Here is a 26205-nt window from a genome sequence, read left to right as displayed (position 1 = left end):
TTTTACATTATATCAGAGGTAGAAGCGCTTTTGCTCAATCTTGTATACTGAAACTATGTATAAACGTGTTCTTTTAAAACTTTCAGGCGAGCAACTTCAAGGCAAATACGATAGCGGCATTGATACGGAGCGAATACGATGGGTCGCAGATGAAATCAAAAAGGTCAAAGATACGCAGGTGGTCGTTATGGTCGGAGGTGGTAATTTTGTGCGCGGAGCCCAAGTGACAAACGATGCGATCAACCGTGTGACTGCCGATAATATGGGAATGATGGGCACGATGATGAACGCACTAGCCGTAACGGATGTCTTTAATTCGGCCGGGCTGGAAACACGATCACTTAGCAGTATCAAGGCCGATCAGATCCTCGATCAATTTACCCATCGCCGGGCATTCAGTCACCTGGAGAAAGGCCGCGTTGTGGTGATTGCGGGCGGGATCGGTCAGCCATATCTTACCACCGACACGGCTGCGGTCAGCCTCGCACTCCAGCTTAACTGCGATGTGATTTTTAAAGCCACGAAAGTCGATGGCGTATATACCGCTGATCCTACGCGCGACGCAGCGGCTTCAAAATACGAAACCCTAACGCTTCAGGAGGCTGTTGAACGGCCCGAAATCCGCGTGATGGACAAAGCGGCTATAGCTCTGGCGGCGGATAATATGCAGTCGATCATCGTGTTTGAGTTGCTTAAGGCGGGCAACATAGCAAGCGCTGCTGCGGGTAAAGTAATCGGGACAAAAATAAAGTGAGTAATCCAGAAAAACCCCCGCGAGTTACGGTAAATTTTGGTGATGTAGTCGAGGCTGAAGATGGGGGGCCTATGGGTGTGGTCGTCGACGTCAACGGCAATTCCTTTACTATGGCAGAGATTGTAGAGAGGGGCGAAAGGACATATTTAACGACATTCGGTACGGTATACGGTAGGATGCAACGTGTTGAAAGTGCGAAGCGCTGGACACCTCTTGAAGTTGCTACTGGTGTCACTGATGGTCTTTGGGAGAAAGATGAAAATGGTGAAATACCACCCAACCGGAGGGCTGATTATGAGTTGGCTGTTAACTCTCTCCTGCGCTCACTCTCTGAGCGTAGTATGCAGTCACCGTGGGAATACCCGCAGTATTAAAGCGTAAGTTACTTCCCTGTTTTCTTTTCGTGCCCGCCCATAGAGTAACGAAAAAGCGGTTTGGTGATCTTCATGCCATGAGTATACCGGTACGCCTCAGCGTAGACTGCCCTTAGTATGCTATGCTTCTCACCTTCTTCAAACCGGCGTGCCGAAGATATGAAATATGTGCCCGGAAGAATACGAAACTTAGCGCCGTGTTGACGGGCCCGGTATGCGTAATCGTAATCTTCCATTATCCAAATATCTGGGTCAAAACCTCCTAGTTCTTGGTGAAGTCTTTTCGTCACGAAAAAGCAACTAAAAAAGATAGGCCATGGCGTGAGTGACATCGTTCGCACATAGCCGTTCATAACACGTGACCCTACACGCAGATGAGCGGCCTCGGCATCCATATGCTGCGAGAATCCTCCTGCCTCAACACCTTTGTTGGTGTACTTTACTATCTTTTCTATCAAATTAGGGGCTAGCCGCACATCCGCATCAATGAAAAGAAGGACATCACCCATAGCGGCCGCTGCTCCTTCGTTTCGGGCATGGGTGACTCCTTGTTTTTGAGCAGCGACGACTCGAACTGGCAATCTATCGACATAGTTATTTACTGATGCCACCGTCGTATCGGTGGAGTGCGAATCGACGATAATAACTTCATCAGGAAGACGTGTTTGCTTAAGTATAGAATCAAGGAGATGCTCGACAGTTCCGGCCTCGTTTTTACAAGGGATAACGACAGACAATTTCATATTCGCAGTATACCACGGGAGACGAGACGCATGTTGTATACTTGCTATATGGGCCAGAGCCACACTACTCTTGTTGAAATTGGAAAAATCTTCACCGAAAAAACTATTAAGACCGCAGATGGAACATTCTGTTGGCTTGTCACTAATGAAAAAGCAAAAAAAAGCGTCGTTCTTGTACACGGTGTTACTGGTAATAAGCTTGATATGGTGGTCGTAGGAAAAGAATATGTAAAGCGCGGCTTTGCGGTATATGCGCCGGATCTTCCTGGTCATGGTAGTGCACCGGCTCTTGACATTGATACGTTTGACGCACTTGGCGATTGGCTAAGTAATTGCATTAGGGCAATGGAGTGCATTCCAGATATCTTAATAGGAAACTCTTTTGCTGCGGGTATCTGTTATAATATGGCCGTTCGTGACTTGGTAAACGAAAGAACTCACATCATTTTAGCCTGCCCTACCCCTCGTGTAGCGTGGTCGTCACGTGCTCTTAGGGTGGCTAGCGGCCTTCTGCCCGGATCGATCGGCACCACGGCCTATAATTCGCGCCGAGCCATTGATACGCGGGTCGCTTATTTGAGCAAAATGCGGGACGGTTCATCTAAAAAGTGGCTAAAAGAGTCTGAACTCCATAAAATACCGTTTATTGATGCCAAGATTAGCAATTGCATGGCGATGCTCCTTGAGACACACAATCCTTACGAAGCTGTACCTCCAAGACGGTCAGTGCAAGAGCGAATCACAATTATTTTTGGCACGAAGGATAACGTTGCGACCAAACGCTCTTTTGACCGCATGCGCCGCCTTCTTCCTTTTTCTCGCATACTGATCATTCCTGGGCCAGGTCATATTCTTCATTTCGAAGCCGCCGAGCACATGGCCGACGCTGGTTTGCAGCCTTAGTGGCCTCTTCAAGTTCGAAGATATAATTGCAAAATTATTTATAATATGATATAATATTAAACGAAATCTTGCCTACTACTGGAAGGATTGTTTGATGAACATTTGGCCGGAGCGCGCCATTCCTCTCAAGTCCACTGTGTGGCACAGGGAGGACAAGGAAATGCTGTTGGCAGAGGACAATGTCAAAAAGGTTCGTGAGGAGCTGGCTACTATGGGTTCCAGCCTGAGTGAACCGGTAATGCTGGGCGGCGGAGATGGGCATATGCTCGGTCTCATCGCCCTTGGCCTCGATGCCATCACTGGGCACTTGCTGCTTTTGCGAGTGACGAACGAGCCGAAGCGCTCGTATCCGGTGTTGCGCTTGATGGTGGCCCCCTACGCGGCGACCGGTCGCACCGAGCGAGCTTTGTACCCGCACGAGGTTGGTGTGAAGCTCGACTCCCTGGAGCAGCGGCTCCGGGAAGCGCTTGGCGACGCCATCAACGACGAGGATGAGGACTAGCCAGGCATCAAGAAGCCGAGGAACGGCGGCATTGTGTCCGTTCCGTGAGCCACCTTTTTTGGTGGCTCTTTTGCCGCAGCAGTAATGGTAAAAGTAATGGAAATATGTTTTAATAAAATTCTATGACAAAGCCACGATTTGAAGATTTTGCTTACACTACCCCCTATGATGAAGATGCTATAGCTAAGGCCGCCATTGAAACTCGTGAGCGGGCGTATGTTTCTACAGGCGCTGGCGATACCAGCGATCAAAAACTTGCCGTCTACCTTACCGTACCCGAAGGGGTTAATCGTAAAGCGACGCCTATCGTGCGTTTTCCTGCCTGGAGTGACGATAATGGTCGTCTAGAAGGCGGTTACTTCGATGCGCTTCTTGCCCATGCTACTGGCAGGCCTGTGGTGTCACCTAATGCTCCAGGGGTTGATTTTTCAGAGTGGCGCGACGAAGAATATGCTCAAGATCACCGTATAACCCCCGACCAGATAGAAGAGTTACGTTCGAAGGGTTCATTCAAAAAGGTTGGGGCGGCGGTGGCGCGAGCCCTTGCCGGCGCTTCGGAGCAATTTGGGCTATCTGGCGATTACTTCTACCACTCCTCTTCTCAAGGTGTCGCCCTCGCTGGTGCGGCTGTGGCGGCGACGTTTGATAGCGGAAACCCGCCTGCTGGGATTGTCTTCTCTGAAGGAGTGAACTTTAAGGAACGCACAATGGTGACGCTTGGGGCGCAATTTGCCTTGCAAAACCGGTACGCAAAAAATTATCTAGAGCAAAACCCAGCTATTATTCCCCCTGAAGCACTACTCCACTGGGCTTCTCGCGTTAAAGAGGCGTGGCCTGCGAATTATCCGTATATTACTGGCCTTCGGCGCGACCGGTTTTTGCATGATCTTGGCGACGTTTCGGGTCTTCGGGAACAAGGCGTCCCTGTACTGATGACACGCGGAACGGCCAGCCATTTATCGGATCCGATCGCGTATAACCTTGTGAGAAATTACCTCCAAGCCAAGGGTGTTGTAGTTTTTGACAAACAATATAAAGACCACGACCACCCCTATACAATGACCGTTCAGTCCGTGGTGGACGCAGTAAAAGAAATAGCGTAGCCTCCCTAGGTTTGCTATACTAGCGCTAATCGATCGCTGCCAAGCGGCGATCATTTTACCAATATGAAAATAGCTTTTTTTACAGATGATTACCTGCCGTTCGTACACGGTGTCACTCGTTCAATTCAAAATTATCGTCAGGCTTTTGAAGCATTGGGCCATGAGGTGTATATCGTTGCGCCCAAAAATGCTGGTTATGAGGATAACGACGATCATATCATACGTCTTCCCTCTATTAATCCAATGGTATTTGACAAACGACCAATCTCTATCCATTATCCCGGTATTGCTCGCAAACTCGATCAGTATGATTTTGATGTTATTCACAGTCAGACCCAGTTTTATCTTGGCGGTCTAGCCTATATGGTAGCGAAGCGTAAAGGCATTCCGCATATCACCACTATTCACACCCTTTTTACGGAACTGGCGGATGATTATCCCGTTGCCGTGAGCGCGGGCCTTATTGCGTTTTCAATCGGCTTCCCTTTCTTATTTAAATCCAAGCCAGTACTGCCATATACGAATCCACGCGAGATTCTTGATTGGCCATATTCTACATTTACGGACATCAAAAAGAAACAAGGCTGGCGCCTTATGGCGGAGTTTGTTAATCACACCAGCGGTTTTGTTGCGCCGTCAAACCACCTTGCTAAAACTTTGATTGCCCATGGTGCTCAAACCGAATGCCATGTCATTCCGAACGGCGTTTTTCTTGACAATTACACTGCCGCAAAAGCCAGTGATTCGCCGCTTACGAAAAACAAGAGCGAAAAGTTCATTTTGTGCGTGGGACGTTTAAGTGGTGAAAAGCGACAAAAAGTCCTTGTCGATGCCATGAAATATATAAAGACTGCCAATGTCAAACTAATCCTTGTCGGCACGGGTCCGTCTGATGAAGAACTGCGAAGTCAAGCGGAAGGACTGGGTGTTTCGGATAAGATTATTTTTGCTGGTCACCAGGACTCTCCCGCAGTTGCGGCAATCATGAAGCAATCGGATATTTTTGTGCAATCTTCGTATCGCTTTGATAATCAGCCCATGGTTATTTTAGAGGCGATCGCGAGCGGACTTCCAATGGTATACTGCGATAATAAGCTTACAGAGGGCCTTACCAAAGAAAATGCTCTTCTTACCCGTGGCCGATCCGGAAAAGCATTTGCTAAGGCATTCGATGAGCTATTGAGTGATGATGAGCGGCTTGCAGCTATGGCACGGGCCTCCCGCAAAGTGGCAAAAGACTTTGACGTAATGCATCTTGCTAAAAAAATGATCGCCCTTTATGAGGTGGCACCCATTATTACGAAATAGAAAAGAGCGCCAGAAAAGTACCGGCGCTCCCCCTTGTTGTTCGGGCGAAGGCGATTTTGCTGGCGCTTGTAGGAATTACTCAGCCTCAGACACGAGGTTTTTCATTCCTTGATGGAGCAGGTCAAGTGTGCGGTAGTCGCTCTTACAATCCTTGAACCGACGCGCCCATGATACCGGAAGTTCGCCACTCGCGAAGTGATAATGCATGGCGTTTTCAAACGCGGCAAGGGTTTGAGCCAACCTTGCCAGGCCTTGTAGCTCGTGCTCTGGGAGCACCTCGGCTTTGGCTTCAAGCGCAGTGATGAACGCTGTGTTGGTCGCGAGATCATCAGTGCTGAAGCAGGCCGGAAGGGCACTTTGTGTTCCCTGAATGATTCGGGAAATGTCGAATCCAGGCATTTGTGTCGTTGTTGTCTGGTAGATAAGTACGAGTGCCTTACGCGCAAACTCTTGACTGTTCATATGGCTTTCCTTTCGGCAGAAACGGCATAAGGTAAAGCCTTACTATTATTACACATATCAAACACATATTGCAATGTAAGGAAAGTTATTTTTTGATACGAAAAGAGCGCCGGGGAGTACCCGGCGCTCTTTTCGTTTATAGAAAAAGCTTCGGGGGTACTTCTCGGCGCTTGCCTCAGACAGCGGTGACGAGGCCGGTCTTCACGAACGTGTGCGCGGCCTGCGTGCGCTGGTAGCTCGTACGCTCGATCAGTCGCTCGACGGCGTCGATGCCCTGCTCGACCACCTCCTCGGTGATGTAGCTGGGGAGTTCGTTCCAGGCGAGCATGTTGCGCAGCCCGGTCATCGCGAGGGTGTCGCCGAGGCCGCGGAACTGCGTGTCGATCTTGGCCAGAGCGGTCGGCTCCAGCTCGATGTCGCGCGTGATCCGGGCTTCATCGCTGACGGTGGTGTCGGCCTTGCCGAACGTCTTCGCGATGCGGTTGACGATCAGACCGACGATCAGGATGCCGACGAGGATGATTCCGCTCCAGCCGACAGGGTCGATGTTCATGAGGTTCCTCGATTTCCTTCTAGGTGTAGATCCAAACCGATTCAATAACTATTATAACATAAGCTCATACAAAATGCAATACCCGGAGTTCATTTGTGGTATACTTTTACAGATATGATCGCTGATATTACCATTACTGAAAAGAGCTTTGGCCCCAAGTCACTTATGACCGGAGTTCGCTTTAGTATTGATGACGGAGAAAAAATCGGCGTGATAGGTCGTAATGGTGTTGGTAAATCTACCCTTTTCGGTATTTTGGCTGGCACAGATCACGATTTTACCGGCGACATCGTATATCGTCGGGGAACCGTAGTGGTAGCAACACAGCAAGAGCATCACGATATTGGCGATACCACCGTATTGCAATATGTATTGCAAGGGCTGCCAGAGTATGCCTCGCTCAGTGACATTATCGAAACCTACCCTGAAACAATGGGGAGCGACATGAAGAAAATCGAAGAGTATACTGCGGCCTTGCAGCGGTTTGACGACAAAGGGTTCTATCAGATTGAGGAGCAGATCGAACGCGAGCTCGATGCTTTTCAGCTTGAGGGCATTGCTCACCGACAATTCTCTACTCTCTCTGGTGGCCAGAAACGGCTTGTCGAGGTAGTAAAAGTCATGCATTCTCAAGCGCAGCTTGCGTTGGTGGATGAACCGACAAACCATATGGATTATGTTGCGAAGGCTCAGTTCGTTGAATGGCTAAAATCGGCAAAAGAAGCTGTTCTCGTAATTACCCACGATCGCGATGTACTAAATGAGGTTGATCGCATCGTTGAATTAAAGGACGGCGGAAGTGTCAGTTATAAGGGTAATTACGATGCATATCTTAAGCAAAATGCCGTTAGTACCGGCTCACAGATGAACGAATTCGAGATGATTGAAAAACGCATTGCTAATCTGAAGGTAAAGGTGCTTGACTATCAGCGGCTAAAGGAAAAGTCACGGAACCCAGGCACGATACAGAAATTCAAACGACTTGAGGAGACATCGCGCAAAGAGCTGGCGGAACTTCAGGCAAAGGAGAAGCCGACGTTTTGGATCGATAAAGCATCCGCTGAGAATCTTAATTATAAAGTAGCTTCCCAATACGATAAGTTCAAAGCTAAGAATATCCGCATGAATCTTCGAAATGATGAATCTCGGAGTAAGCATATTCTTGTGAATGCTAAAAATGTCAGCCTTGGGTATGGCGATACGCCTCTTTTTTCGGGGGTGAATATCGATTTGCGTGAGGGCGAAGCGATGGAACTAAGAGGTCGGAATGGTGCGGGTAAGACGACGTTGATTAAGGTACTGCTTGCAAAACGCAATAACCATGAGAATTTTACTGATGCAAAATATCTGCAACCCACGTCTGAAAAGGCGCCGGGGCCCTTATCAGACCTGGCGAGAAGCCATTTTGCTGAGGTAGATTCTTATGGTGTCACTAAAGCAATCCGCCTATTTGACGGCGAAGTCACGCTTGATACGCGCGTTCGTATCGGTATCTATGAGCAAGAAGTTGATCAGAAGTACTTCCCTCTCCCTCTTGAAGACGCAATCGAACGCATGTATCTTGACCGCGGATTGTCCATTTCAACGACAAAAGTGCGAGGTCTTATGAATGACTACCTCTTTACCGAAGGAGATGGCAAAGTGCCTCTCTCTCGTCTTAGCGGAGGCCAAAAGGCTAGGTTTCAGCTGATTTCTATGCTGGCGAATGATCCCCAGCTACTCATACTCGACGAACCTACTAACCACCTGGATCTCCCTAGTATTGAAGAACTTGAAACGGCACTTGCTAAATATAGCGGTGCGATCCTCTATGTGAGCCATGATGGCTACTTTCAACAGGCTATTGGAGGTGAAGTAATAAAAATTGGTGCATAGAAGAGAGTCGGTCTTGCTTTCTCTATCTTGAATGAGTGCGAAAAAGCCGGTATCGCGCCCCCCTTGGTAAGGGTTGCGATACCGGCTATCTCAGATGGAAACTACCAGGTCACGATGCTGAATCCCCAGAATTCGGGAGTCAGGTCGAGTTCCTCGGTCGGGTCGAGCTCGTCGATGATCGTGGGGCGCTTGAGGCGCGGCCTCTGGTCGATGTCGAAGGCACCGAGGCCCGGCATCCACACGTCAGCGCGGTCGCCTTCGGGCTCGCGCTCGGTGTCGTCGCCCTCGAGCTCGATGATGTCGGAGTCGAGCGGGTCGATGTCGCGCGGCACGAGCTGGTCGACCGGGGTCGCTTTCGCGGGCAGGCTGCGCGGGACCTCGTAGCCGGCGGACTGGGTGGTGTACGGCTTGCGTCGTCTCGAAGGCGCCGGCCTGGTCGTGCTCGTGGCGGGTGCCGCGGGCTGGGCCTTCTTGGCGGCCAGCAGCTTGGCGAACGTGGCGGGACTCGGGCGGGACTGGGTGTCGAGCATGGCGATCACTCCTTAAGGTAGTCGCTGAGATGTACGCTGCCGAGAAACAAAACTTCCGGCAGACATGGCGATAACTATATCAGAAAAATGAATAAATGTCAATCGTTTTCGGACAGCACCCTAGTACGGGTACTGTCCGATCCCGATTACAGAATGTACGCAGAGATGGGGCCGATCTTGACCGAGTCGTGCGTTTCGCCCTTCTCGATCTCTTCTCGCGAAACGAAGTACGCCCAGCGGTCCTCGATGGGACGCGTGGCTGCTTCCAAGAGCTTTCGCATGACGTTGGCCGGGAAGCCCACCTGGAACACCTCAATGAGGTAGGCGGTCTTCTTCTCGGCCACATTGCGCCGCTTGGTGAAGGCATCGAAGCGTGAGGCTTCGATGAACTTTTCGGTGATGTGCTGCATGTCATCTTCGGAGAGAACGCCGGTTTCCTCGCCCAGCTCCTCTCGGAGCTCGCGAAGTACCGAAACCTCACGGTCGACCTGCTTCGCGAACCATTCCTCGACCTTGGCCACTTTCTCGTCTGCGATGCGGAACCGCAAATCGGGAAGGCTCTCGAAGTCAGTTGCACCTAGCTTGGTCAAGTGCTTCAGGCCAGCGTCCCTACCCTCGATCCCGCCACCCACAGGTGACAAGATACGCTCTTGGCTGTGCTTCAGTCGACCTTTGTTGAGGAGCAAGCAGTAGCGCCCTTGCTCGTCGCGAATCTGAGCAAAACACATTGCACCGATTCTCATCGGGACTAACCTCCTTGTAATCGGGATTGCGGTAGGTATTATTGACCTAATTTCAAAAAAATGCAAGTGGCACACCATCTCTTATGTAAAAAACAGCACCTATTGCTAAGTGCTGTTTTTTTACATAAGAGCCGGATTAAGCCGTAACGAGCTGCTTTTCTTTCAATAGAGTATCGATTTTAGCTCTATCAAAACCGAGCACGAGATCGCCCGCGATGTCTGTTACGGGAACTCCCTGAAAGGCTCCATTGCTCTTCTCCATGAGTTCTTCGTAAGCTTCTTTATCTTCTTCAATATCTTTTTTTACGTAGCCAACACCCAGTTTTTGAAGGTATTGCTCTTCGGTTTTACAAAATGCACACCACGTTGTGCTATAGATAATGACTTTTGAGTCGTTGTCGTCGATTGTCTGCTTGGTTGGTTCGTCCATATATTCCCCTTTACTATACTAAGTATAGTATACTTTCTTGTCTTTTTCTACACCTAGTATATCAGTATTTAAATAGCGAAAACCGCTTGCCACGCATGGTAGCAAGCGGAATCCGCGAACGAGTTACTGGCTCGGGGGCACTGGTGTGGTTGATGTCGTCGGTTGCTTCACGCACCCGGCAAACTGGGGCTGCTTCTTGATCAGGTCGGCGGTCAGCTCACCCGGTCCGGTATCCACCGTACCTTCGTGCAACTTCCAGCCGTTGCCCTGTCTCCAGTCGAGCCGGATGCGGCAGTTGTCGACGGAAACCAGCGCTTGGCCGTCATCGTAGAAAATGCCCACGTCGGCACTTTCTACAGTGATATCGGTGAAGCCGCTTTTGGTCAGGTCGGCGGTCAGCCGTTCGCTCAGCTTTTCGTTCGGGCTTTTCCAGTCCTCGGCACCACAGCCGGTGGACAGCAGGGCGAAGCTGGCCGCGAGAGCCATTGCTCCACCACGTAAGATACGCAATGTGCCACTTCCTTCCTTCGTTCACGGATTGACATATACATAATATCATTTTATGAGCTGACAACAACCACAACTATTTCTGATTAGTGAGGTGCCATTTGTTACAGATAGGACATTTATATACTCTCAGGTGTAGTTCTGGCTTTAGGGTCATTTGATAGCTGGCGGTTGCTTCTGCTTCGCTTTTTGTAGCGTAGCGTCGTTTAGTCTGGCAATTTCCTTGGACAGGAGAAATTTTGGATAATTGGCGATTGTTTCGTCGGGGCATACCCCTATCTTAATATGAATAATGATAGTTGACTATATTAAATTAAAGTGTTATAATTGTATTTACTGATTGAGAAGAGTTTTTGGCTTTTCAATCTCGCACGTCAATCATTGGTACTGATCTAGATCTAGGAGATCACCGTGTCCGAAGTCTTGCGTCGGCTTGGCCTTTTGCTGAGCATCCTCGTCGTCATCGCTGCTTCCGTCTGTTCCTTCGTCAACTACACCCTCACGACCGCTGGCGTCATCGCCGTTGTTGTCGGTGGGGTTCTGACGATCGGGGCGGCCTTCGTGGCGTTCGACATCACCGACAAGCTCGTCACCGGTGTGCGGGTTGCCGTCCCCATGGGCGTCGCCGCAGCCATGGCGTTGGCCATGCTCGGTACGTTCGGCCCCTTGACCAGTCAGTCGCCCGAGGAGTTGGTGGCTGCCAGGCAGGCCGCGGTGTACACGTCTTATACGGGTCGCATCACGGTTGTCCCCGTCGAGGCCGGTCCCGGTCGTGACGGTCTGGGCTGCAACGCCTTCGACTACGGCGACGTCCCCCGGGGCGTTTTCGTTTCCCACCAGGGCACGACTTGCACGGTCATAGTCGACTGGACCCAGAACGGTATGCTGGCGCTGCCCACCCTGAAGGGTGAGAACGCATTGGGCCAGCTGGACTCCCAGGTCATCGACAAGGGCAAGACGATCGTCCTGACCTTTCCGAACACCGTGTGTGTCGACCTGTTCGTGACCGACGCTGACTCGAGCGTGTCCCAGTCCCTTCCGGACTGGGCCCCCAAGATGGCTTCGTTCACTGCTCCGGTCAACCGCTAGTACCAACCCGACGTGCATGCGGCTCCTGGAGGACAGAGATGTCCCCGGGAGTCGCATGCACACCACCTTTACACCCCCCTTCCCGGGTGTTTTTTTATGTCGTATAGAGAAGTTTTCACTACTATACAAATGATCTGTCTGCTGCTATAGTATATGAGTACATGGCTACATCACCAAAGCAGGGCGATGATCACCAGCTGCCGCCGAAAGCTTCGACGGTTCTTTTAATGCTGACGATCACTGACACGACATGGCGACTTTTTGTTCCCCTTGTAGGAATGACAATCGCAGGGTTGTTACTTGATAAAACGCTCGGAACAAAGCCGTGGGTTATGGTCGCATCGATCATACTTGGTGGAGTGATTGCCTATCTATTAGTACGTGCACAAATAAAGAAGGTAAAACAATTATGATACAGCTCACTCAATTTGCCGCTGAACATTCAGGACCTCATGTTTCACTTGCTGCTGAAGAAATTTTTAATGTAGCAGGTGTTCCGGTTACAAATGCGATCTTGCTTGGTGTTTTAGGGTATGTAGTCCTTCTTGCGGTTTTGCTTCGTGCGGTATATGTTGTCAAGAAAAATAAAAAGCGCGGATTTCTTACAAAATTGATTGTTTGGGGATACGAGGGCCTCTATAAAACAGTAGAAAATATCATCGGTGACAAGACGGTTGCAAAACGGTTGGCGCCGCTGCCAATCACTCTCTTCTTCTTCATTATTACACAGTACTACTTGGGTATCTTACCGTTCGTTGGGCCAGTGACGTTACATGAGACACCTTTATTCCGTGGCTTTGCGGCCGATCTCAACACAACGTTCGGGCTTGCCATCATTACGCTCGTTACAATGCAAATTTATGCTATCCGCGCCCATGGGTTCTTCGGAAACGTAAAGCGTTTTATCAAGAATCCTATCAAGGATCCGGCCGGGGCATTTGAGGGAATTCTTGAGATCATCGCCGACTTTTCGCGTACCGTAGCCTTGAGTCTTCGTTTATTCGGTAATGTTTTTGCCGGCGAGGTACTTCTTGTAATGGTAGGTTTCCTTACATCGTACTTTTCTGTGGCCGCTTTGCCACCGTTTTATATCTTCGAACTCTTCATCGGAGGTATTCAGGCGTACATTTTCTTTATGCTTACCACTGTGTTTATTTCCCTGGGCCTCGTCAGCCACGACACGCACGACGAACATGTATCCGATCATTCACCTACCCCTAAGACTGCCAAGGCTGTCCCAACGAGGGAATGATATAATTTAGGTAATAAATAAAAGGAGATAATAAAATGGAACAATTAGCTTTTGGCTTGACTTACGCAATTCCAGCAGGGTTTGCAGCACTTGGTGCGGGTATCGTCGCTAACGCTGCTGTAAATGCGGTTGGCCGTAACCCAGAGAAGATCAACGACATCCGTACGATGATGATTCTTGGTATTTCATTCGTTGACGCCCTTGCCATCATCGGTATTATCGTGGCAATTATCGCGAAGTTTATTTAAGGTAGCTTTTTATGGAGAGCATACTAACCACTATAGCGGCGGCCGAAGGAAAAGGCTTCTTTGAGGCGCTTGGTATCGACTGGAAACTGCTTGTACTACAGACGATCGCCTTTTTGGTGCTTCTGTGGTTTCTGGGTAAGTTCGTGTATCCCCCACTCACTAAGATGCTTGATAAGCGCGAGGCTGATATTGAAGCAGGTGTAAAAGCAGCCCAAGCGGCTGAGAAGAAGGCTGAAGAAGCGAGTGATCAGGTTGAAAAGTTACTCAAACAAGCCCGGATGGAAGCGAGCGATATCGTCTCTACCGCAAAAGAAGAAGCTGCGGCTACTATAGAAAGTGCTGGTGCCAAGGCAAAAACACGTGCCGAGCACATCGTGGCAGAAGCTCAAGAGCAGATTGAAAAAGATGTTCTGGCTGCCCGGAAAGCCCTGCGAAGCGAAACGCTTGACTTAGTGGCTCAGGCAACTGAAAAAGTAGTTGGCAAGGTGGTAACGGCTAAGGTAGACCAAAATGTGGTCGCAGAAGCCGTAAAGGAAGCGAAGTAGCTATGGCTACGCGTTTGTCACGAAAGAAAATTGCCGAGTACGCCGCTGAGCGTCTGATCAAGAATGATACGAAAGTTCTTCTTGAGGTAGCAGCATTTTTGGTAGAGAACCGACGCACTCGTGAATTAGAATTGCTTGTTCGCGACATTGAATATGCGCTTTCGACCCACGGTGTCGTGATTGCGGATGTGACAAGTGCCTATCCCCTATCTGAAACGCTCAAAAACAACATCAAGGAGCTGGTGGGCGGCAAGCAACTCATCTTGCGTGAAACGGTTGACCCTGCTGTTTTAGGGGGCATTCGCCTTACAACTCCGGGCGAACGGCTCGACGCAACTCTAAAACGGAAAATCCAAGCACTGAAAGCTTAAAACGGTAAGAAAGAAGGAAATAATGGCAGATATTGCAGTAAGCGAATTATCCCGGGAGCTCCGCGACGCCATCGCGAAGCTAGAAACAAAGGGAAATCTGGAGGCAACAGGCATCGTCACTCGCGTAGGTGACGGTGTGGCTTGGGTGCATGGCCTTCGAAAGGCTGGCTACTCAGAAGTACTCCAGATTGAAACAAAGAATGGCATCGTTGAGGCGTTTGCCCTCAACCTTATGGAAGACGAAATCGGTGCGGTTCTTCTGGGGAGCGACGCCGATGTGGTTGCCGGTGACACAGTAAAGCTTAAGGGTACTGTGCTTGAAGTACCTGTTGGTCCCGAGCTACTCGGCCGTGTGGTTGATCCACTCGGTAACCCACTTGATGGTGGTCCTGCTATCAAAACCAAGCAAACCGGTTTGGTAGAACGCGAAGCCATTGGTGTGATGGGTCGTAAACCTGTGCACGAGCCGATGATGACCGGTATTATGGCAATCGATTCGATGTTCCCTATCGGCCGTGGTCAGCGTGAGCTTATTATCGGTGACCGCCAAACCGGTAAGACGGCCATTGCCATCGACACGATGATCAATCAAGCACGTCAAAAATCTGGCATTGTAAATGTGTATGTTGCGATTGGTCAAAAGCGCTCTAAGGTTGCGCGGCTGGTTGAGCGGCTGAAGCAAGAGGGTGTAATGGACCAGACGATTATTGTGGCAACCGGCCCGAGTGATCCCGCTTCTCTTCTTTACCTTGCGCCATATGCCGGCACCGCCATGGGAGAGTACTTCCGTGACAACAAGCAGCATGCGCTGATGATCTACGATGACCTCACAAAACATGCCGTTGCTTATCGTCAAATGTCGTTGCTCCTTCGCCGTCCACCGGGACGCGAAGCCTTTCCTGGAGACGTTTTTTATCTTCACTCTCGCCTTCTTGAACGTTCGGCTAAGCTTTCTGATGCGCTTGGTGCGGGAAGCCTTACGGCGTTGCCTATTATTGAGACCCAGGCTGGAGACATCTCTGCCTATATTCCAACCAATGTGATTTCGATCACAGACGGTCAGATTTTCATGGAAACGGACCTCTTTTACCAGGGTATCCGCCCCGCAATTTCAGCCGGTCTCTCTGTTTCACGTGTGGGTGGTAATGCTCAGACCAAGGCCGTAAAGAGCGTAAGCGGACACCTTAAACTTAGCCTTAGCCAGTTCCGCGAACTTGCAAGCTTTGCGCAGTTTGGTAGTGACCTTGATGAAGCGACGAAATCACAGATTGACCGTGGTCAGCGTCTGACTGAACTTTTGAAGCAGCCTCAATATCAGCCGATGGGTGTCTGGGAACAGGTTGCGAGTGTCTACGCCGTAAACCAGGGGTGTTTTGACAGTGTGCCTGTCGCAAAAATTAAAGATGCACAGGGCGCGCTTCTTACGAAGCTCTGGACGGATCATAAAGAAGATATGCGAACGCTTAACAAGGGTGATAAGCCCGACGAGAAGGTGCTTAGCTTGATCGAAAAAACCGGTAAGGCAGCCGCGAAAGGATTTGAGGGCTAACAATGGCTTCTATCCGTCAGCTTAAATCTCGCATTCGCTCGGTAAAGAACACCAAGCAGATTACAAAGGCGATGGAGTTGGTTGCGGCAAGTAAAATGCGTCGTGCGCAGGAAGCAGATAAGGCTTCGGCACCGTATACTCGAGCAGCAAATGAGTTGCTCACCTACTTTGCGCAGCAAGGTATTACTGATGAACACCCGTTGTTTCAGGTGCGCGAGGTAAAGAGGAGGCTTCTTATTGTTATTGCTGCCGACCGCGGACTAGTAGGTGCCTATAATAGCAATGTGTTCAAGGCATATATCCGTGAGCTTGAAACCGATAAAAAAGCAGCTATCGAAAATACAAGTATTACCGTGGGCCGCCGTGTATCTCAATTTGCTACTCGTCTGAAAGACGTTGAACTCAGTGGGGTTTACGAAGGGCTTCCTGACAGGCCGAATGGTGCTGAGCTTCATGCAATTCTCGATACAGCGATCGGGCTGTTTGAGCGCGGCGAGATTGATGCTGTTGACGTGATTTATACCGAGTTCATCTCGAGCATCAACCAGAAAGCGATAGTCAAGCGAGTACTTCCTGCCGGCTATACTGAGACGGAAGTATCGGGAAGTGTCCGCGATGCGCTGTACGAGCCAAGCCCACAAGCGGTGCTTGACGGCGTCGCCTACCGCCTTGTCGAGGCGCAGATCTTTCAAGCCTTGCTTGATGCAAAAGCAAGCGAATACAGCATGCAGATGATTGCTATGAAGAACGCCACCGATAATGCCAGCGAGCTCGTTGATGACCTCACGGTTGCGATGAACAAAGTCCGCCAGGGCGCAATTACCCAAGAATTGGCTGAAATATCCGGTGGAGTCGAGGCCCTAAAGGAATAAGGAGAAATATGATGAGTAAAGAACAGACAGTCGGTCGCATTACCCAAGTTGTGGGTGTGGTGATTGACGTTGAATTTGAAAATAAAAACCTGCCGGCGATGTACGATGCGCTTGAAATCAAGCAGGGCGACAAGGTGATTACGCTAGAAGTTGCGCAACACCTTGATGAGCGAACCGTTCGTACTATTGCACTTTCAAGCACCGATGGTTTAAAGCGCGGCGATGAAGTAGTTGCAACCGGAAGTCCTATCACCGTACCTGTTGGTGACGCGACTCAGGGACGTATGTTTAATGTAGTAGGCGAGCCTATCGACAACAAGCCGGCGCCTAAGGCAAAACGGTCCCCTATTCACCGTGAGCCGCCTGCGCTCAGCGAGCAGTCAAACAAAACGGAAATCCTGGAAACCGGTATTAAGGTTATCGATCTTATTGCTCCACTGACAAAAGGTGGTAAAGCCGGCCTCTTTGCGGGTGCTGGCGTGGGAAAGACAGTGCTTATCCAAGAGCTAATTAATAATATTGCAAAATTCCACAGTGGTAACTCGGTATTTGCGGGTGTTGGTGAACGTACACGCGAAGGCTACGATCTTTATGAAGAAATGGTAGAAGCGGGCGTATTTGATAAGACAAGCCTTGTCTTTGGTCAGATGAACGAACCGCCGGGAGCTCGTCTTCGTGTGGCGCTGTCGGGTCTGACGATGGCAGAGAGCTTCCGTGACGAAGGAAAGGATGTTCTTCTCTTCGTTGACAACATTTTCCGATTTACTCAAGCCGGCGCCGAAGTGTCCGCACTTCTTGGTCGTCTCCCAAGCGCCGTAGGATACCAGCCGAATCTTCAACAGGAAATGGGTGGCCTTCAGGAGCGTATTACGAGTACAAAGAAAGGCTCGATCACCTCTGTGCAAGCCGTATATGTACCGGCAGATGACATGACCGACCCTGCGCCCGCGACAACATTCGCTCACCTTGACGCGACGATTACCATGAACCGCGCATTGACGGAAATCGGTATCTACCCAGCTGTGGATGTTCTTGATAGTACCTCGACGAGCCTCGATCCCGAAGTCGTGGGCGAAGAACACTACAGGGTTGCACGAGAAGTTCAGCGAGTACTCCAGCAGTACAAGGAACTTCAGGACATCATCGCCATCCTGGGAATGGAAGAGCTCTCTGATGATCAAAAACAGATTGTTAACCGCGCGCGTCGTTTGCAACGATTCTTTGCGCAGCCATTCCATGTTGCCGAGCAATTCACGGGTAATCCCGGAGTATACATCAAGCTTGAAGATACCATTCGTGACGCGAAAGATATTTTAGCCGGTAAGTACGATGCTAAGCCTGAAAGCTGGTTCTACATGGCCGGTGGTCCTCTTCACGAAAAGAAAGACTAGTTGCACAACTAAGAATCCGGTGTTATAATAAGAAAAGCGAGCTGGAAGGCTCGTTTTTCGATAGGGAGCAAAGGAAGGTATCGTGGCTGTGTTCGACGATAAAGGAAACTTCGAAACACACCCGGAGGACGCCGACGAGCTGTGGGCGGAGATACCGGCCAAAGCGCCGTACGCCATCGGATGGGGTACATTGGCCGGCGTGATCGGCATTCTCATCTGGATCGTGGTTGCCACATCGACATCGTGGTTCGATCTCGGCATGACGATCTTGGTTGGCCTGGGCGTGTTCGCGGTGTGCTTCGTGGTGGCGATCTTTTGGATCGCCTGGTTTCCCAACCGCCGTGATGACAACTAGTCCTCTCTGTATTGGAGGATGACCGCGTGCTTTATGCGGTCATCCTCCTTCTGAAATTGCTCCCTATCTTATATCACCTCTCGCCCAGCGCGGGTTTTTTTGTTATGATAGAACAGATATGAAATTAGAACTCATTACTTTGCTTGGCACGAAACTCAATCAGGATATTTATGAAGTTATTATTCCAACGGCAGATGGCGAGATCGCTGTTTTTCCTGGTCACGAGCCCCTCGTGACAGTGGCACTTCCAGGAGCACTCGCAGTTCGATACCAAAAAAATGATCCGAACGACATGCTGGATTACTTCGCTATTAGTGGTGGCGTAGTGGAAGTCTCTCAGACAGGAGTGCGAATTTTAGTTGATGAGGCTGATCATGGCGATGACATTATTGAAGCTGAAAGCAAAGCAGCATTGGATCGTGCGATTGCTATGCGAGATAATGCTGGAAGTCAAGTTGAACTTGAAAAGGCTCACCAACTCGTTGACCGTCATGCGGTCAGGTTGAAGGTTGCGGAACTGCGTCGCCGACATCGCCACTAGACGTATAGTATCGCTTAGCAGCCTGCTCCATAGCGCGCATAGCAAACGTAACCGTATCCAGGGCAAACTTTTGAACTTCCGATCGATTTGAATCTGTTATGTCACGGGTTCTTGCAAAGGTTCGCTTTAATAGCTCGGCTGCGAGGTGCGGATTTTGGGCTGCGAATTCTTTCCAGTGCCTTTCGTGGGTGGGATCGGTAATATCTTCGATCACAAGTGAAAGCAGGTCGTCTTCTTCGACTCGAGGGAGCAACGGCTCATGTTCGGGTGAAGTCATAATATCTTTACTATACCATTATTGCACGTAGCGTAAAAGTGATTTGAGTCACATCATATATAGCGTATTTACAAATTTCGCCTCAAGAGTAAAATCTACTAAGGACTATAAGAATAACTATTGGAATGATGATGAGAAACGAACATTTGCAAGGAAGAAATATTGATATGGAAAAAACGAGAGAGCGCGTGGGGCGATATATAGGTAGATTAGGTGATTTGGGCCTAGGCAATCTCAACGGAATTCCTTCTCGTTACGCAGCTTACTCTGATGAAGCCCTCCAGGAAGAAGCTGAAAAGATGGTTGACCAACTTGTTGAGCCAACTGACCTTAGCGCACTTGCTTGTATTGATGGCCGAGAAACGCTGCATAACGCTGATGAAAGTGCGCCAGAAGTCCGACTACGTCGTGTAGGCGGGTCAGCGTCAAATGCCGGGGTTGCATTAAATGCCGAAGCTTCAATTGTTGATACGCTTTCTTCCGAAGATGATCTCGGCAAGCAAATAGATGTCATTGACCGGCACGTTGCGCAGCAGACAGGGTTTGAAAAATCTGCGCATCTTGGCGGTTGCGGTGGAGCAAACGGCGAAGTGGATGATGACAAGCTTATTCATGGTGATACCCTGACTGCGGATGAACACGAGTTAATCCAAAAGAATCCGGTGATTTTAGAGGCAACGCGGACTTTCTTGGAGATTCCTGAAGTAAAAAAATACTTTTCAGAAGGACACGAGGAAGAATTGCGAGAACTGGGTAAGACGGAACTCTACGATGAAACGCTGGCTGAGCGAGTGCGAGAAAATGCGGGTAAAACAGCAGCTTTCTTTCGGGAGAGTGGCTGGGATGGTCAGAAATACGTCGATACCGTTAAAAAGGAAAACCCACGGGGCGTTGAAGACTTGAAGGTGGATCATGATGATACTACGTTTCATGGTCATAAAGAAGCTTCGCTGGTGGTTATTATTGGCGATAAGACGATCGATTGGCCAGACGATTTTGCATGGAACCTTAAGGCATCGAAGATGGTTGCTGAAGCGCTAGCTGGTCAACGAGGAATTGAAGGCTACAAGCAGGCTCTTATTGCCGAAGTAGCCAAGCACATGGCCGTGAGCAAGCGTTTGCCAAGTGACAAAACGCCGATCTTTCTTCTTGAGGCTTAAATGATTGAATCCAAAAGCAGAGCGCGGACTTCGTCCGTGCTTTTTGTGTGCATAAGTTTTTCGCGCAACTCACTGGCGCCCGGAAAATCGCGAACATAAATCTTGAAAAAACGCTTTAGCGGTTCGAAACGGCGAGGCTCGAGTTCCTTGGAATATTTGTCGAAGAGGTCTAGGTGAAGGAGGAGAAGATTAAGAAGGTCTTCTTTACTGTGCGTTCGTTGTTCGACAACAGCAGTATCTGTGCTCACTTGCACTCTATGGGCGGCCTGTGGCCGGCCCATGGCGTTCGGCCGACCCCGTGTGACATCACGGTCACTTTGGGTCACAGGCGTTTGCACAGATACTGCTGTTGTCTCGAATGCGTAGGGGTTTGCAAAAATTCCTCGGCCAATCATAATGCCGTCAATGCCATATTCTTTTACCAATTCCATGCCGTGGGCGCGATCACGAATGTCTCCATTGATTGTCAGTAAGGTCTGGGGCGCGATCTCGTCGCGGAGCTGTTTGATTTCGGGAATGAGTTCGTAGTGAGCGTCAACCTTGCTCATTTCTTTTCGGGTGCGAAGATGGATAGTGAGGTTGACGATGTCCTGCTTTAGAATGTGGGTAAGCCATGGCTTCCATTCGTCGGTGTTGCTATATCCTAGGCGTGTTTTAACGCTGACGGGTAGTCCGGCTTCTTTGGCGGCGGCAATAAGTTCGACGGCAAGTTCAGGAGTGCGAATGAGGCCGCTCCCCGCCCCTGCTTTGATGACCGATTTATCGGGGCATCCCATGTTAATGTCGATTCCTTTGAATCCCATTTCTTTTAGGCCGATTGCCATTCTGCGAAACTCATCCGGCTTGCTTCCCCAAATTTGAGCCACCATCGGATGCTCGTCGTTAGTGAACGCCAGGCGTCCGCGCGTACTGTGTACTCCCGCAGGGCTACAAAAACTGCTCGCATTAGTAAATTCGGTAAAGAAAAGATCGGGTTTGGCAGCATGAGCTACGACATGGCGAAAGACAACGTCGGTAATTGCCTCCATAGGAGCCAGTATAAAAAAGGGTTTTGGTAACTCTTGCCAAAAATTCATCGTATTATATTGTATCAAAAATGAATGCTAAAAAATAGCCCGCATCTCTAACGGGTGTGGGCTATTTCAGAGGGATTTTCTAGAAGTGGTGACCGCGTTCGATAGACGGTGCGTCGAAACGGTCCGGATCGGCGCCATTCTGGATGGCCATTTGCTCGACGGCGCCTAATTTAGCAACCGTTGAGGCGTATTCTGTCTGAGAGAGACGGCCTTGCATGAGTGCCTGTCTTGCGAGTTCGACCTTTTGATTTTCGCGGACAAGATCTCGCTCTATAAGATATTGACCAAATTCTGTAGCGGAAAGTTTTGGGTCATATTCATCCGAACTAATAAATGTTTGGGTGTCGAAAAACGACGCTTCGCGCTGTGCAGTCATGCTTAAAGCTCCTATCTAGTTACATTATAGTGGAGCTTTCATTATACCATAAAGTTGCTTATGTTAAAAACATCTCCCTTCGTACACCTCTCTTGTGACATGTATGAAGGGAGACGGACAGGAACAGCAAATCCTGATTTTTTCGTTACGTCACTGTAACGCCGTCTGGGGTTGGGGCTAGTTGCGGGCCATGCACCCGAGCAGGTGACCAGTGGGTGCGCTGGGCCTGGGCGCGTGAACGCCGCATTTGCTACACAACGAAAAACCGCTGTGGTTCACGTCACAGCATCCCTTGCAAGAAGCTGTCTTGTAGGTTCCCGAACCAGGCCTGTCGTTGGCGGCCATCGCCACCATGACGACTGCCAGCATGAGTGCCAAACGGAAAACCCTCACGGGTTTTCACCTCCCACTAAACTGTTCCTGTCATGCTCAGGGGATGTCCTGAGCTCTCCATTTATACCATATTATTGATTTGTCTACAATATAGTCCGAATAATAAAACGAGGCCTGTCTGGATTTCCAAAAAAACGGAAATCCAGACAGGCCTTACCGGCCGACGCGACTACATGCAGCCGCCGGTGTCCACGCTGGTGGTCGACGTGTCGCAGGCGGGTGCCGGGGCCGGCGTGGCCGCCGACGAAGCGATCTCCACCGCCGTGTTCACGACGTCGCTGACACCGGAGTCCGAGGGACTCGCCGGACGAGTGGCGCGATTGGTGCTGGTGGTCCCGCGAGCGGGACGCTTCGGCGTGGTCATGCTGTTCCTCCTGTGAACGGGGATCGAACATCGAACAAAATAAATTATATCACAAGGGTACGGACAGGGATAGCCGCATTAAGATGGCGGGAGACCATCTTAGTTTGAAAGCAAGCGGGCGGGACTTCTCTAAGGGGGAAGAAGAAGCCCACGCGCCCACTTGCCCTCTCTCACCCGGCTACACCGGGCGGAGCTTATCCCTGTCACTAATTGCAACAGATAAAATTAAGGTACATCTTATGTGTGCATATTCATTATTTCATGAAGTTTGGCTAAGGACAATACTTAGATTTTGCCCTCAAGCAGATCCTTTTCGAAAGCAATGATACCCTGGTAAGAAGTATCATAACCGCTCACATCAGGAAGGTCGAGGGCTTGAATGTGTCGCCAGATTATTTGAACGAGCTGGGCGAATTCTTCAAGGTCTTCCCGGGAGAAGCGGGCTTCTAAACTTACTATTTCTTGCTGGGGTGTGGCTTCAATAAATTGGAGAACTGCTTTTTCAATATCGTATTTTGCAAAGTCGCGCGAGTGGGTGACAAGTAAATAGTAAAACATGAGCTGCTGCTTGTATTTGTGTAGTTTTACTTTCTCGTATTCGTCTCTTCCCTGCCAACTTTTGGCTGGTCTTCCGGTTTTGTAGTCGGTAATCGTAATTGAGTTATCGGAAAAATCAACCAGATCGAGGCTGCCTGTTAAGTGAGCGTCGCCGATAAAAACAGATTGTCCCGCGAAGTTTAATTCGGCCTTTTGACTTGGGATGAACGTATCATATTTTGCATTAAGGTATGTTGATAGTGCCATGCTTCCTTTTTGGAGGTATGCTTGGAAGTCATGTTCGGTCAGATGGGCGCTACGAAGCGATTCCTCATAATCGTGAAGAATATCTTCGTGTGGCCGCTGCTTGCCGGTGGCTGCGAGATGGGAGTGGGCGCGCTGGAGTGCGGTGTGTATGGCGGACCCATAGCTTGCGCTTGGTGATTTTCCCTGCGGAAACCGAAGCAAGTTATTTACCAAAAACCCTCCGGGACCGCCGTGAGTAATATCGAGAAACGCATTGACGTGGGTGGCACTGAGTTTGTAGCGCTCGAGGAGAGGCATGAGCGCTTCTTTAAGTGTGGAAGTAACTGGCGATATGACCGGTTGGTACCACGCGATTTCGGCTTGCGTGGTGGTGTCGCGCATCGACGACAGAAGCGTGGCTGTGGTGGGCTCTAGGGCAATTCCCGTGAGAAACTTTGCGGCTAAAGTATCTTTACCTAAGTCGTTTGCAAGAGAGTAGCTGAGCGTCAAGTGCGTCTTAGCGCGGGTCATCGCAACGAAGAATAATCTTAGACGCTCGTCGTATGTATCGCCTGCTGTAGCGAGCGGGAGATTAGCCGGATAACCAATAAGGCGAGACCGCGTTCTTACTCGTTCCCCCCAAGCAGAATCGATGGTGCCCATTATGTAAACGTGGTCGAATTCGAGCCCTTTTGACTTGTGGGCGGACATAAGTTTTACAGCTGTGTTATCACTTGCGGCTGGCTTGATGTTCATAAGGGTTGTTCGTAGGTCACGGTGAAGTTGTACGAATTCGAGGAATGCCTGGAGTGTTGGCACTTCGTTTGGATGGTGCTCAAGGAGTTTTGTGCGGATGCTCCTGAGCCCTTCCAGGTATGTAACATATTGCTCAGGTGATGCTTTCAGGGCTTCTACCGAAAAGAAGTAGTTTGCGATAGGAGAAAGATACGGTTCTTCGGTGTCGATACGCCCTATAATGCGATCGATCATCCGCTCCAGCGGAGTGTGCGGAAGCTCCTGCGAACGTGTAATAAGCCATGTATGAAGCGGGATAAAATCGGGCGACACGCTCATCACTTCAAGCCAACCTTTGTGACTTTCCTGCGCGCGCAAACTTAACTGCCAAACACTTAGGGGTGCGACTCTGAACGCAGGATGTGCGAGGAGTTGAGGCATGAGGCTGTCGGCATCTTCCAATCGACCTTCATAGAGTGAGACGAGGATATTTCCTACTAATTCGATGAGCTGAATCGGTTCTAGGTCGAGAACATTATGTTGTTTTTCGTAAGCTACGGGAATTTTCTGCTCTAAAAGGTATGGAAGGAGCGCTTCGATTTCGCGGTGGCGCCGCGCGAGAATTGCAATCGTTTCGGCGGGTATACCGCTCTTGATTTTTGTAGCGATATCCTGTGCTATCCAGGCTCTTTCGTCCGTTGCCGTGGGAAGTTCCACAAGGGCCACTTTTGTTTCCTTGGGGATCATATGAGGTGTCAGCGTTTTATTAAGATCTGGCAATAGTGTCTCGAGTCGGGTTTCGCCCTGAACAATCACCTCCCTGGCCTTTTCCAGAATCGTGGCGGATGAACGATAATTGTCGGTTAGGGTAATGCGGGTCGTTTGAGGAAATAGCTTCAAAAAACCGTTAATGTTACCTACATCTGCGCCTTGAAAACTGTAAATTGCCTGATCATCATCTCCTACCACGAGGATGTTTGGGTTATCCGCGTTCACTTCATTATTAGTAAGGTTATAAAGGATACGCATTTGCGCAAGATTGGTATCCTGAAATTCATCTACCATGATGTATTGATACCGTTCTTGAAGGTTGAAACGAAGTTCCGGAAACACCTCCATGGCGTGTACGACACGAAGGATCATATCATCAAAATCATAGAGTTTCGCTTCTTGCATTTTGAGGAGGTATTGGTAGTACACATAGCTGACGGCGCGAAGTTTTGTTGCGTTTAGTTTTGCCTTTAGTGCGAATTGATTATTGTCGTCTTTGCGCATCCACAGTGTTCGCCATGCACTGATGGGTTTGGTCGAGTTTTGCTCGGTTGCATCAGACAGCGCTGCTTCTAGACTGTCGGCAAGAACAGTCGAGAGCGCTGGGATGCTCGGAATATTAGTTGTTCCATCGACGCTTCGGATAATTTCAACCAACGGCAAAAGCGTGCTTATCGTTGACTTGGAAAGCCGCGCGGCGAACGCATCTTGCAAAGGTTTTTCTACTTCATCGATAACCCGGTCGTTGGTATCAAGGATGGCAAGTAGTTCATCGCTTGTGAGTCCGCTTTGTTTTAACTCGGAGATGGTTTTTAGCGTATCGTTCAAATGCGTGTACTCACCATCAAGTTTGCTGGCTATGGGATTGTCGTAGGCGAGCGTATCAAATATGCCCTGGAGAATCTCATAACTTGTTAAATCATCAGCAGGTTTAAAGTCGGAACCGTGATAAAAGAAGGCGCCATTCTGATTAATTACTTCCGTGCCGAAACCATGAAACGTGTAGATGCCTACGTTGTATGCGCTCGGGCCAATAATGCGGCGCAAGCGTTCGCGCATGGCCGTGGCGCCACTTTCCGTAAAAGTGAGGCAAAGGATATTTTGAGGAAGCGTGTCGGTCTTTTGAAGAATATTGGCCGTGCGCATACTTAAAAGTTCGGTTTTCCCTGTTCCTGGTCCGGCAATAACCATCACGGGACCGTCGATCGTATCGACCGCTTGTTTTTGCGCACTATTAAGCGCGGCGTAACGTGTTGAAAAATCCATCACT

At 49.7% G+C, this 26205-nt stretch carries 31 protein-coding genes; 20 read left to right on the top strand and 11 right to left on the bottom strand.

Annotation, left to right across the window (positions count from 1 at the left end; all coding sequences use genetic code 11):
• Nucleotides 1-55 precede the first annotated feature (55 nt).
• Nucleotides 56-754, top strand: coding sequence for a UMP kinase (gene pyrH / locus VFH06_04845; GenBank protein HET6747405.1), 699 nt, complete (start codon nt 56-58; stop codon nt 752-754).
• Nucleotides 751-1128: a hypothetical protein gene (locus VFH06_04840; protein ID HET6747404.1), complete on the top strand. Its 378-nt coding sequence runs from the start codon at nt 751-753 to the stop codon at nt 1126-1128. The genes pyrH and VFH06_04840 overlap by 4 nt, the downstream gene beginning before the upstream one ends.
• Before the next feature lie 8 nt (nt 1129-1136).
• On the opposite strand, the gene VFH06_04835 is transcribed toward VFH06_04840, so the two are convergent.
• On the bottom strand, nt 1137-1871 hold the full coding sequence (locus tag VFH06_04835) for a glycosyltransferase (GenBank protein ID HET6747403.1): 735 nt from the start codon (nt 1869-1871) through the stop codon (nt 1137-1139).
• 48 nt (nt 1872-1919) lie between these two features.
• On the opposite strand from VFH06_04835, the gene VFH06_04830 reads away from it, so the two are divergent.
• The 4 genes from VFH06_04830 (at nt 1920) to VFH06_04815 (ending at nt 5687) form a co-directional block, all read left to right on the top strand.
• Entirely contained in the window at nt 1920-2774 is an 855-nt protein-coding gene (locus tag VFH06_04830) for an alpha/beta hydrolase (protein ID HET6747402.1), read from the top strand.
• Between the two features lie 94 nt (nt 2775-2868).
• Nucleotides 2869-3276, top strand: coding sequence for a hypothetical protein (locus tag VFH06_04825; GenBank protein HET6747401.1), 408 nt, complete (start codon nt 2869-2871; stop codon nt 3274-3276).
• Between the two features lie 122 nt (nt 3277-3398).
• Nucleotides 3399-4379, top strand: a complete 981-nt coding sequence (locus tag VFH06_04820) for a hypothetical protein (GenBank protein HET6747400.1) — start codon at nt 3399-3401, stop codon at nt 4377-4379.
• 63 nt (nt 4380-4442) lie between these two features.
• Nucleotides 4443-5687 (top strand): glycosyltransferase, encoded by a 1245-nt coding sequence (locus VFH06_04815; protein HET6747399.1) that lies wholly within the window; start codon nt 4443-4445, stop codon nt 5685-5687.
• A 75-nt stretch (nt 5688-5762) separates the two neighbouring features.
• Here VFH06_04815 and VFH06_04810 read toward each other — a convergent pair whose 3' ends face one another.
• Complete coding sequence (locus VFH06_04810; protein ID HET6747398.1) at nt 5763-6149, bottom strand: hypothetical protein; 387 nt, start codon at nt 6147-6149, stop codon at nt 5763-5765.
• A 175-nt stretch (nt 6150-6324) separates the two neighbouring features.
• A complete protein-coding gene (locus VFH06_04805; GenBank protein HET6747397.1) occupies nt 6325-6702 on the bottom strand; it encodes a hypothetical protein in 378 nt (125 codons plus the stop codon).
• 114 nt (nt 6703-6816) lie between these two features.
• Here VFH06_04805 and VFH06_04800 point away from each other — a divergent pair, with 114 nt between their 5' ends.
• On the top strand, nt 6817-8577 hold the full coding sequence (locus VFH06_04800; protein ID HET6747396.1) for an ATP-binding cassette domain-containing protein: 1761 nt from the start codon (nt 6817-6819) through the stop codon (nt 8575-8577).
• 101 nt (nt 8578-8678) lie between these two features.
• Here the strand turns inward: VFH06_04800 and VFH06_04795 are convergent, their stop codons facing one another.
• The 4 genes from VFH06_04795 to VFH06_04780 all read right to left on the bottom strand — a co-directional run bounded on the left by VFH06_04795 (nt 8679) and on the right by VFH06_04780 (nt 10766).
• Nucleotides 8679-9107: a hypothetical protein gene (locus VFH06_04795; GenBank protein HET6747395.1), complete on the bottom strand. Its 429-nt coding sequence runs from the start codon at nt 9105-9107 to the stop codon at nt 8679-8681.
• Nucleotides 9108-9253: 146 nt separating this feature from the next.
• Nucleotides 9254-9850 carry a hypothetical protein gene (locus tag VFH06_04790; protein HET6747394.1) on the bottom strand — a complete coding sequence of 199 codons (597 nt, stop codon included), beginning with the start codon at nt 9848-9850 and terminating at the stop codon, nt 9254-9256.
• 136 nt (nt 9851-9986) lie between these two features.
• Nucleotides 9987-10280, bottom strand: a complete 294-nt coding sequence (locus tag VFH06_04785; GenBank protein ID HET6747393.1) for a glutaredoxin domain-containing protein — start codon at nt 10278-10280, stop codon at nt 9987-9989.
• A gap of 123 nt (nt 10281-10403) precedes the next feature.
• Complete coding sequence (locus VFH06_04780; GenBank protein HET6747392.1) at nt 10404-10766, bottom strand: hypothetical protein; 363 nt, start codon at nt 10764-10766, stop codon at nt 10404-10406.
• Between the two features lie 432 nt (nt 10767-11198).
• On the opposite strand from VFH06_04780, the gene VFH06_04775 reads away from it, so the two are divergent.
• From VFH06_04775 to atpC, 11 genes are all read left to right on the top strand, one after another.
• Nucleotides 11199-11876, top strand: coding sequence for a hypothetical protein (locus tag VFH06_04775; GenBank protein HET6747391.1), 678 nt, complete (start codon nt 11199-11201; stop codon nt 11874-11876).
• A gap of 161 nt (nt 11877-12037) precedes the next feature.
• Nucleotides 12038-12289, top strand: a complete 252-nt coding sequence (locus tag VFH06_04770; protein HET6747390.1) for an AtpZ/AtpI family protein — start codon at nt 12038-12040, stop codon at nt 12287-12289.
• Entirely contained in the window at nt 12286-13128 is an 843-nt protein-coding gene (locus tag VFH06_04765) for a F0F1 ATP synthase subunit A (GenBank protein HET6747389.1), read from the top strand. The genes VFH06_04770 and VFH06_04765 overlap by 4 nt, the downstream gene beginning before the upstream one ends.
• A gap of 35 nt (nt 13129-13163) precedes the next feature.
• A complete protein-coding gene (locus tag VFH06_04760; protein HET6747388.1) occupies nt 13164-13376 on the top strand; it encodes an ATP synthase F0 subunit C in 213 nt (70 codons plus the stop codon).
• An 11-nt stretch (nt 13377-13387) separates the two neighbouring features.
• Nucleotides 13388-13921, top strand: a complete 534-nt coding sequence (atpF, locus tag VFH06_04755; GenBank protein ID HET6747387.1) for a F0F1 ATP synthase subunit B — start codon at nt 13388-13390, stop codon at nt 13919-13921.
• A 2-nt stretch (nt 13922-13923) separates the two neighbouring features.
• Nucleotides 13924-14292 carry a F0F1 ATP synthase subunit delta gene (locus tag VFH06_04750; GenBank protein ID HET6747386.1) on the top strand — a complete coding sequence of 123 codons (369 nt, stop codon included), beginning with the start codon at nt 13924-13926 and terminating at the stop codon, nt 14290-14292.
• Nucleotides 14293-14314: 22 nt separating this feature from the next.
• Complete coding sequence (gene atpA, locus VFH06_04745) at nt 14315-15841, top strand: F0F1 ATP synthase subunit alpha (protein HET6747385.1); 1527 nt, start codon at nt 14315-14317, stop codon at nt 15839-15841.
• A 2-nt stretch (nt 15842-15843) separates the two neighbouring features.
• Nucleotides 15844-16713, top strand: a complete 870-nt coding sequence (gene atpG, locus VFH06_04740) for an ATP synthase F1 subunit gamma (GenBank protein HET6747384.1) — start codon at nt 15844-15846, stop codon at nt 16711-16713.
• 8 nt (nt 16714-16721) lie between these two features.
• Entirely contained in the window at nt 16722-18104 is a 1383-nt protein-coding gene (atpD, locus tag VFH06_04735; protein HET6747383.1) for a F0F1 ATP synthase subunit beta, read from the top strand.
• Nucleotides 18105-18186: 82 nt separating this feature from the next.
• Nucleotides 18187-18459: a hypothetical protein gene (locus tag VFH06_04730; protein HET6747382.1), complete on the top strand. Its 273-nt coding sequence runs from the start codon at nt 18187-18189 to the stop codon at nt 18457-18459.
• A gap of 118 nt (nt 18460-18577) precedes the next feature.
• Nucleotides 18578-19000, top strand: a complete 423-nt coding sequence (atpC, locus tag VFH06_04725) for an ATP synthase F1 subunit epsilon (GenBank protein HET6747381.1) — start codon at nt 18578-18580, stop codon at nt 18998-19000.
• Here atpC and VFH06_04720 read toward each other — a convergent pair.
• Nucleotides 18957-19277 carry a hypothetical protein gene (locus tag VFH06_04720; GenBank protein ID HET6747380.1) on the bottom strand — a complete coding sequence of 107 codons (321 nt, stop codon included), beginning with the start codon at nt 19275-19277 and terminating at the stop codon, nt 18957-18959. The genes atpC and VFH06_04720 overlap by 44 nt on opposite strands.
• 167 nt (nt 19278-19444) lie before the next feature.
• Between VFH06_04720 and VFH06_04715 the strand changes: the two genes are divergently transcribed.
• On the top strand, nt 19445-20437 hold the full coding sequence (locus VFH06_04715) for a hypothetical protein (protein HET6747379.1): 993 nt from the start codon (nt 19445-19447) through the stop codon (nt 20435-20437).
• Here VFH06_04715 and VFH06_04710 read toward each other — a convergent pair.
• Both VFH06_04710 and VFH06_04705 read right to left on the bottom strand, forming a co-directional pair.
• A complete protein-coding gene (locus VFH06_04710) occupies nt 20434-21465 on the bottom strand; it encodes a tRNA-dihydrouridine synthase family protein (GenBank protein HET6747378.1) in 1032 nt (343 codons plus the stop codon). The genes VFH06_04715 and VFH06_04710 overlap by 4 nt on opposite strands.
• A 127-nt stretch (nt 21466-21592) precedes the next feature.
• Entirely contained in the window at nt 21593-21889 is a 297-nt protein-coding gene (locus tag VFH06_04705; protein ID HET6747377.1) for a hypothetical protein, read from the bottom strand.
• A 425-nt stretch (nt 21890-22314) separates the two neighbouring features.
• Here VFH06_04705 and VFH06_04700 point away from each other — a divergent pair, with 425 nt between their 5' ends.
• A complete protein-coding gene (locus tag VFH06_04700) occupies nt 22315-22662 on the top strand; it encodes a hypothetical protein (GenBank protein HET6747376.1) in 348 nt (115 codons plus the stop codon).
• A 269-nt stretch (nt 22663-22931) separates the two neighbouring features.
• On the opposite strand, the gene VFH06_04695 is transcribed toward VFH06_04700, so the two are convergent.
• On the bottom strand, nt 22932-26201 hold the full coding sequence (locus VFH06_04695; protein HET6747375.1) for an ATP-dependent DNA helicase: 3270 nt from the start codon (nt 26199-26201) through the stop codon (nt 22932-22934).
• Nucleotides 26202-26205 lie beyond the last annotated feature (4 nt).

The organism is Candidatus Saccharimonadales bacterium, assembly GCA_035697325.1.
Taxonomy (GTDB): Bacteria; Patescibacteriota; Saccharimonadia; order Saccharimonadales; family Saccharimonadaceae; genus JALRBM01.
The sequence above is the reverse complement of the archived record's forward strand: the minus strand, read 5'-3'. Positions and strand labels throughout refer to the sequence as shown.

Coding starts and splice junctions, on each gene's coding strand:
- VFH06_04835 (HET6747403.1), bottom strand. CDS start 1,871: ATGAAATTGTCTGTCGTTATCCCTTGTAAAAACGAGGCCGGAACTGTC.
- VFH06_04705 (HET6747377.1), bottom strand. CDS start 21,889: ATGACTGCACAGCGCGAAGCGTCGTTTTTCGACACCCAAACATTTATT.
- VFH06_04710 (HET6747378.1), bottom strand. CDS start 21,465: ATGGAGGCAATTACCGACGTTGTCTTTCGCCATGTCGTAGCTCATGCT.
- atpD (HET6747383.1), top strand. CDS start 16,722: ATGATGAGTAAAGAACAGACAGTCGGTCGCATTACCCAAGTTGTGGGT.
- atpF (HET6747387.1), top strand. CDS start 13,388: ATGGAGAGCATACTAACCACTATAGCGGCGGCCGAAGGAAAAGGCTTC.
- atpC (HET6747381.1), top strand. CDS start 18,578: ATGAAATTAGAACTCATTACTTTGCTTGGCACGAAACTCAATCAGGAT.
- VFH06_04695 (HET6747375.1), bottom strand. CDS start 26,201: ATGGATTTTTCAACACGTTACGCCGCGCTTAATAGTGCGCAAAAACAA.
- VFH06_04770 (HET6747390.1), top strand. CDS start 12,038: ATGGCTACATCACCAAAGCAGGGCGATGATCACCAGCTGCCGCCGAAA.
- VFH06_04785 (HET6747393.1), bottom strand. CDS start 10,280: ATGGACGAACCAACCAAGCAGACAATCGACGACAACGACTCAAAAGTC.
- VFH06_04750 (HET6747386.1), top strand. CDS start 13,924: ATGGCTACGCGTTTGTCACGAAAGAAAATTGCCGAGTACGCCGCTGAG.
- VFH06_04700 (HET6747376.1), top strand. CDS start 22,315: ATGCTCAGGGGATGTCCTGAGCTCTCCATTTATACCATATTATTGATT.
- VFH06_04780 (HET6747392.1), bottom strand. CDS start 10,766: ATGGCTCTCGCGGCCAGCTTCGCCCTGCTGTCCACCGGCTGTGGTGCC.
- VFH06_04810 (HET6747398.1), bottom strand. CDS start 6,149: ATGAACAGTCAAGAGTTTGCGCGTAAGGCACTCGTACTTATCTACCAG.
- VFH06_04825 (HET6747401.1), top strand. CDS start 2,869: ATGAACATTTGGCCGGAGCGCGCCATTCCTCTCAAGTCCACTGTGTGG.
- VFH06_04715 (HET6747379.1), top strand. CDS start 19,445: ATGGAAAAAACGAGAGAGCGCGTGGGGCGATATATAGGTAGATTAGGT.
- VFH06_04820 (HET6747400.1), top strand. CDS start 3,399: ATGACAAAGCCACGATTTGAAGATTTTGCTTACACTACCCCCTATGAT.
- pyrH (HET6747405.1), top strand. CDS start 56: ATGTATAAACGTGTTCTTTTAAAACTTTCAGGCGAGCAACTTCAAGGC.
- VFH06_04815 (HET6747399.1), top strand. CDS start 4,443: ATGAAAATAGCTTTTTTTACAGATGATTACCTGCCGTTCGTACACGGT.
- VFH06_04795 (HET6747395.1), bottom strand. CDS start 9,107: ATGCTCGACACCCAGTCCCGCCCGAGTCCCGCCACGTTCGCCAAGCTG.
- VFH06_04765 (HET6747389.1), top strand. CDS start 12,286: ATGATACAGCTCACTCAATTTGCCGCTGAACATTCAGGACCTCATGTT.
- VFH06_04790 (HET6747394.1), bottom strand. CDS start 9,850: ATGAGAATCGGTGCAATGTGTTTTGCTCAGATTCGCGACGAGCAAGGG.
- atpA (HET6747385.1), top strand. CDS start 14,315: ATGGCAGATATTGCAGTAAGCGAATTATCCCGGGAGCTCCGCGACGCC.
- atpG (HET6747384.1), top strand. CDS start 15,844: ATGGCTTCTATCCGTCAGCTTAAATCTCGCATTCGCTCGGTAAAGAAC.
- VFH06_04805 (HET6747397.1), bottom strand. CDS start 6,702: ATGAACATCGACCCTGTCGGCTGGAGCGGAATCATCCTCGTCGGCATC.
- VFH06_04720 (HET6747380.1), bottom strand. CDS start 19,277: ATGACTTCACCCGAACATGAGCCGTTGCTCCCTCGAGTCGAAGAAGAC.
- VFH06_04760 (HET6747388.1), top strand. CDS start 13,164: ATGGAACAATTAGCTTTTGGCTTGACTTACGCAATTCCAGCAGGGTTT.
- VFH06_04800 (HET6747396.1), top strand. CDS start 6,817: ATGATCGCTGATATTACCATTACTGAAAAGAGCTTTGGCCCCAAGTCA.
- VFH06_04830 (HET6747402.1), top strand. CDS start 1,920: ATGGGCCAGAGCCACACTACTCTTGTTGAAATTGGAAAAATCTTCACC.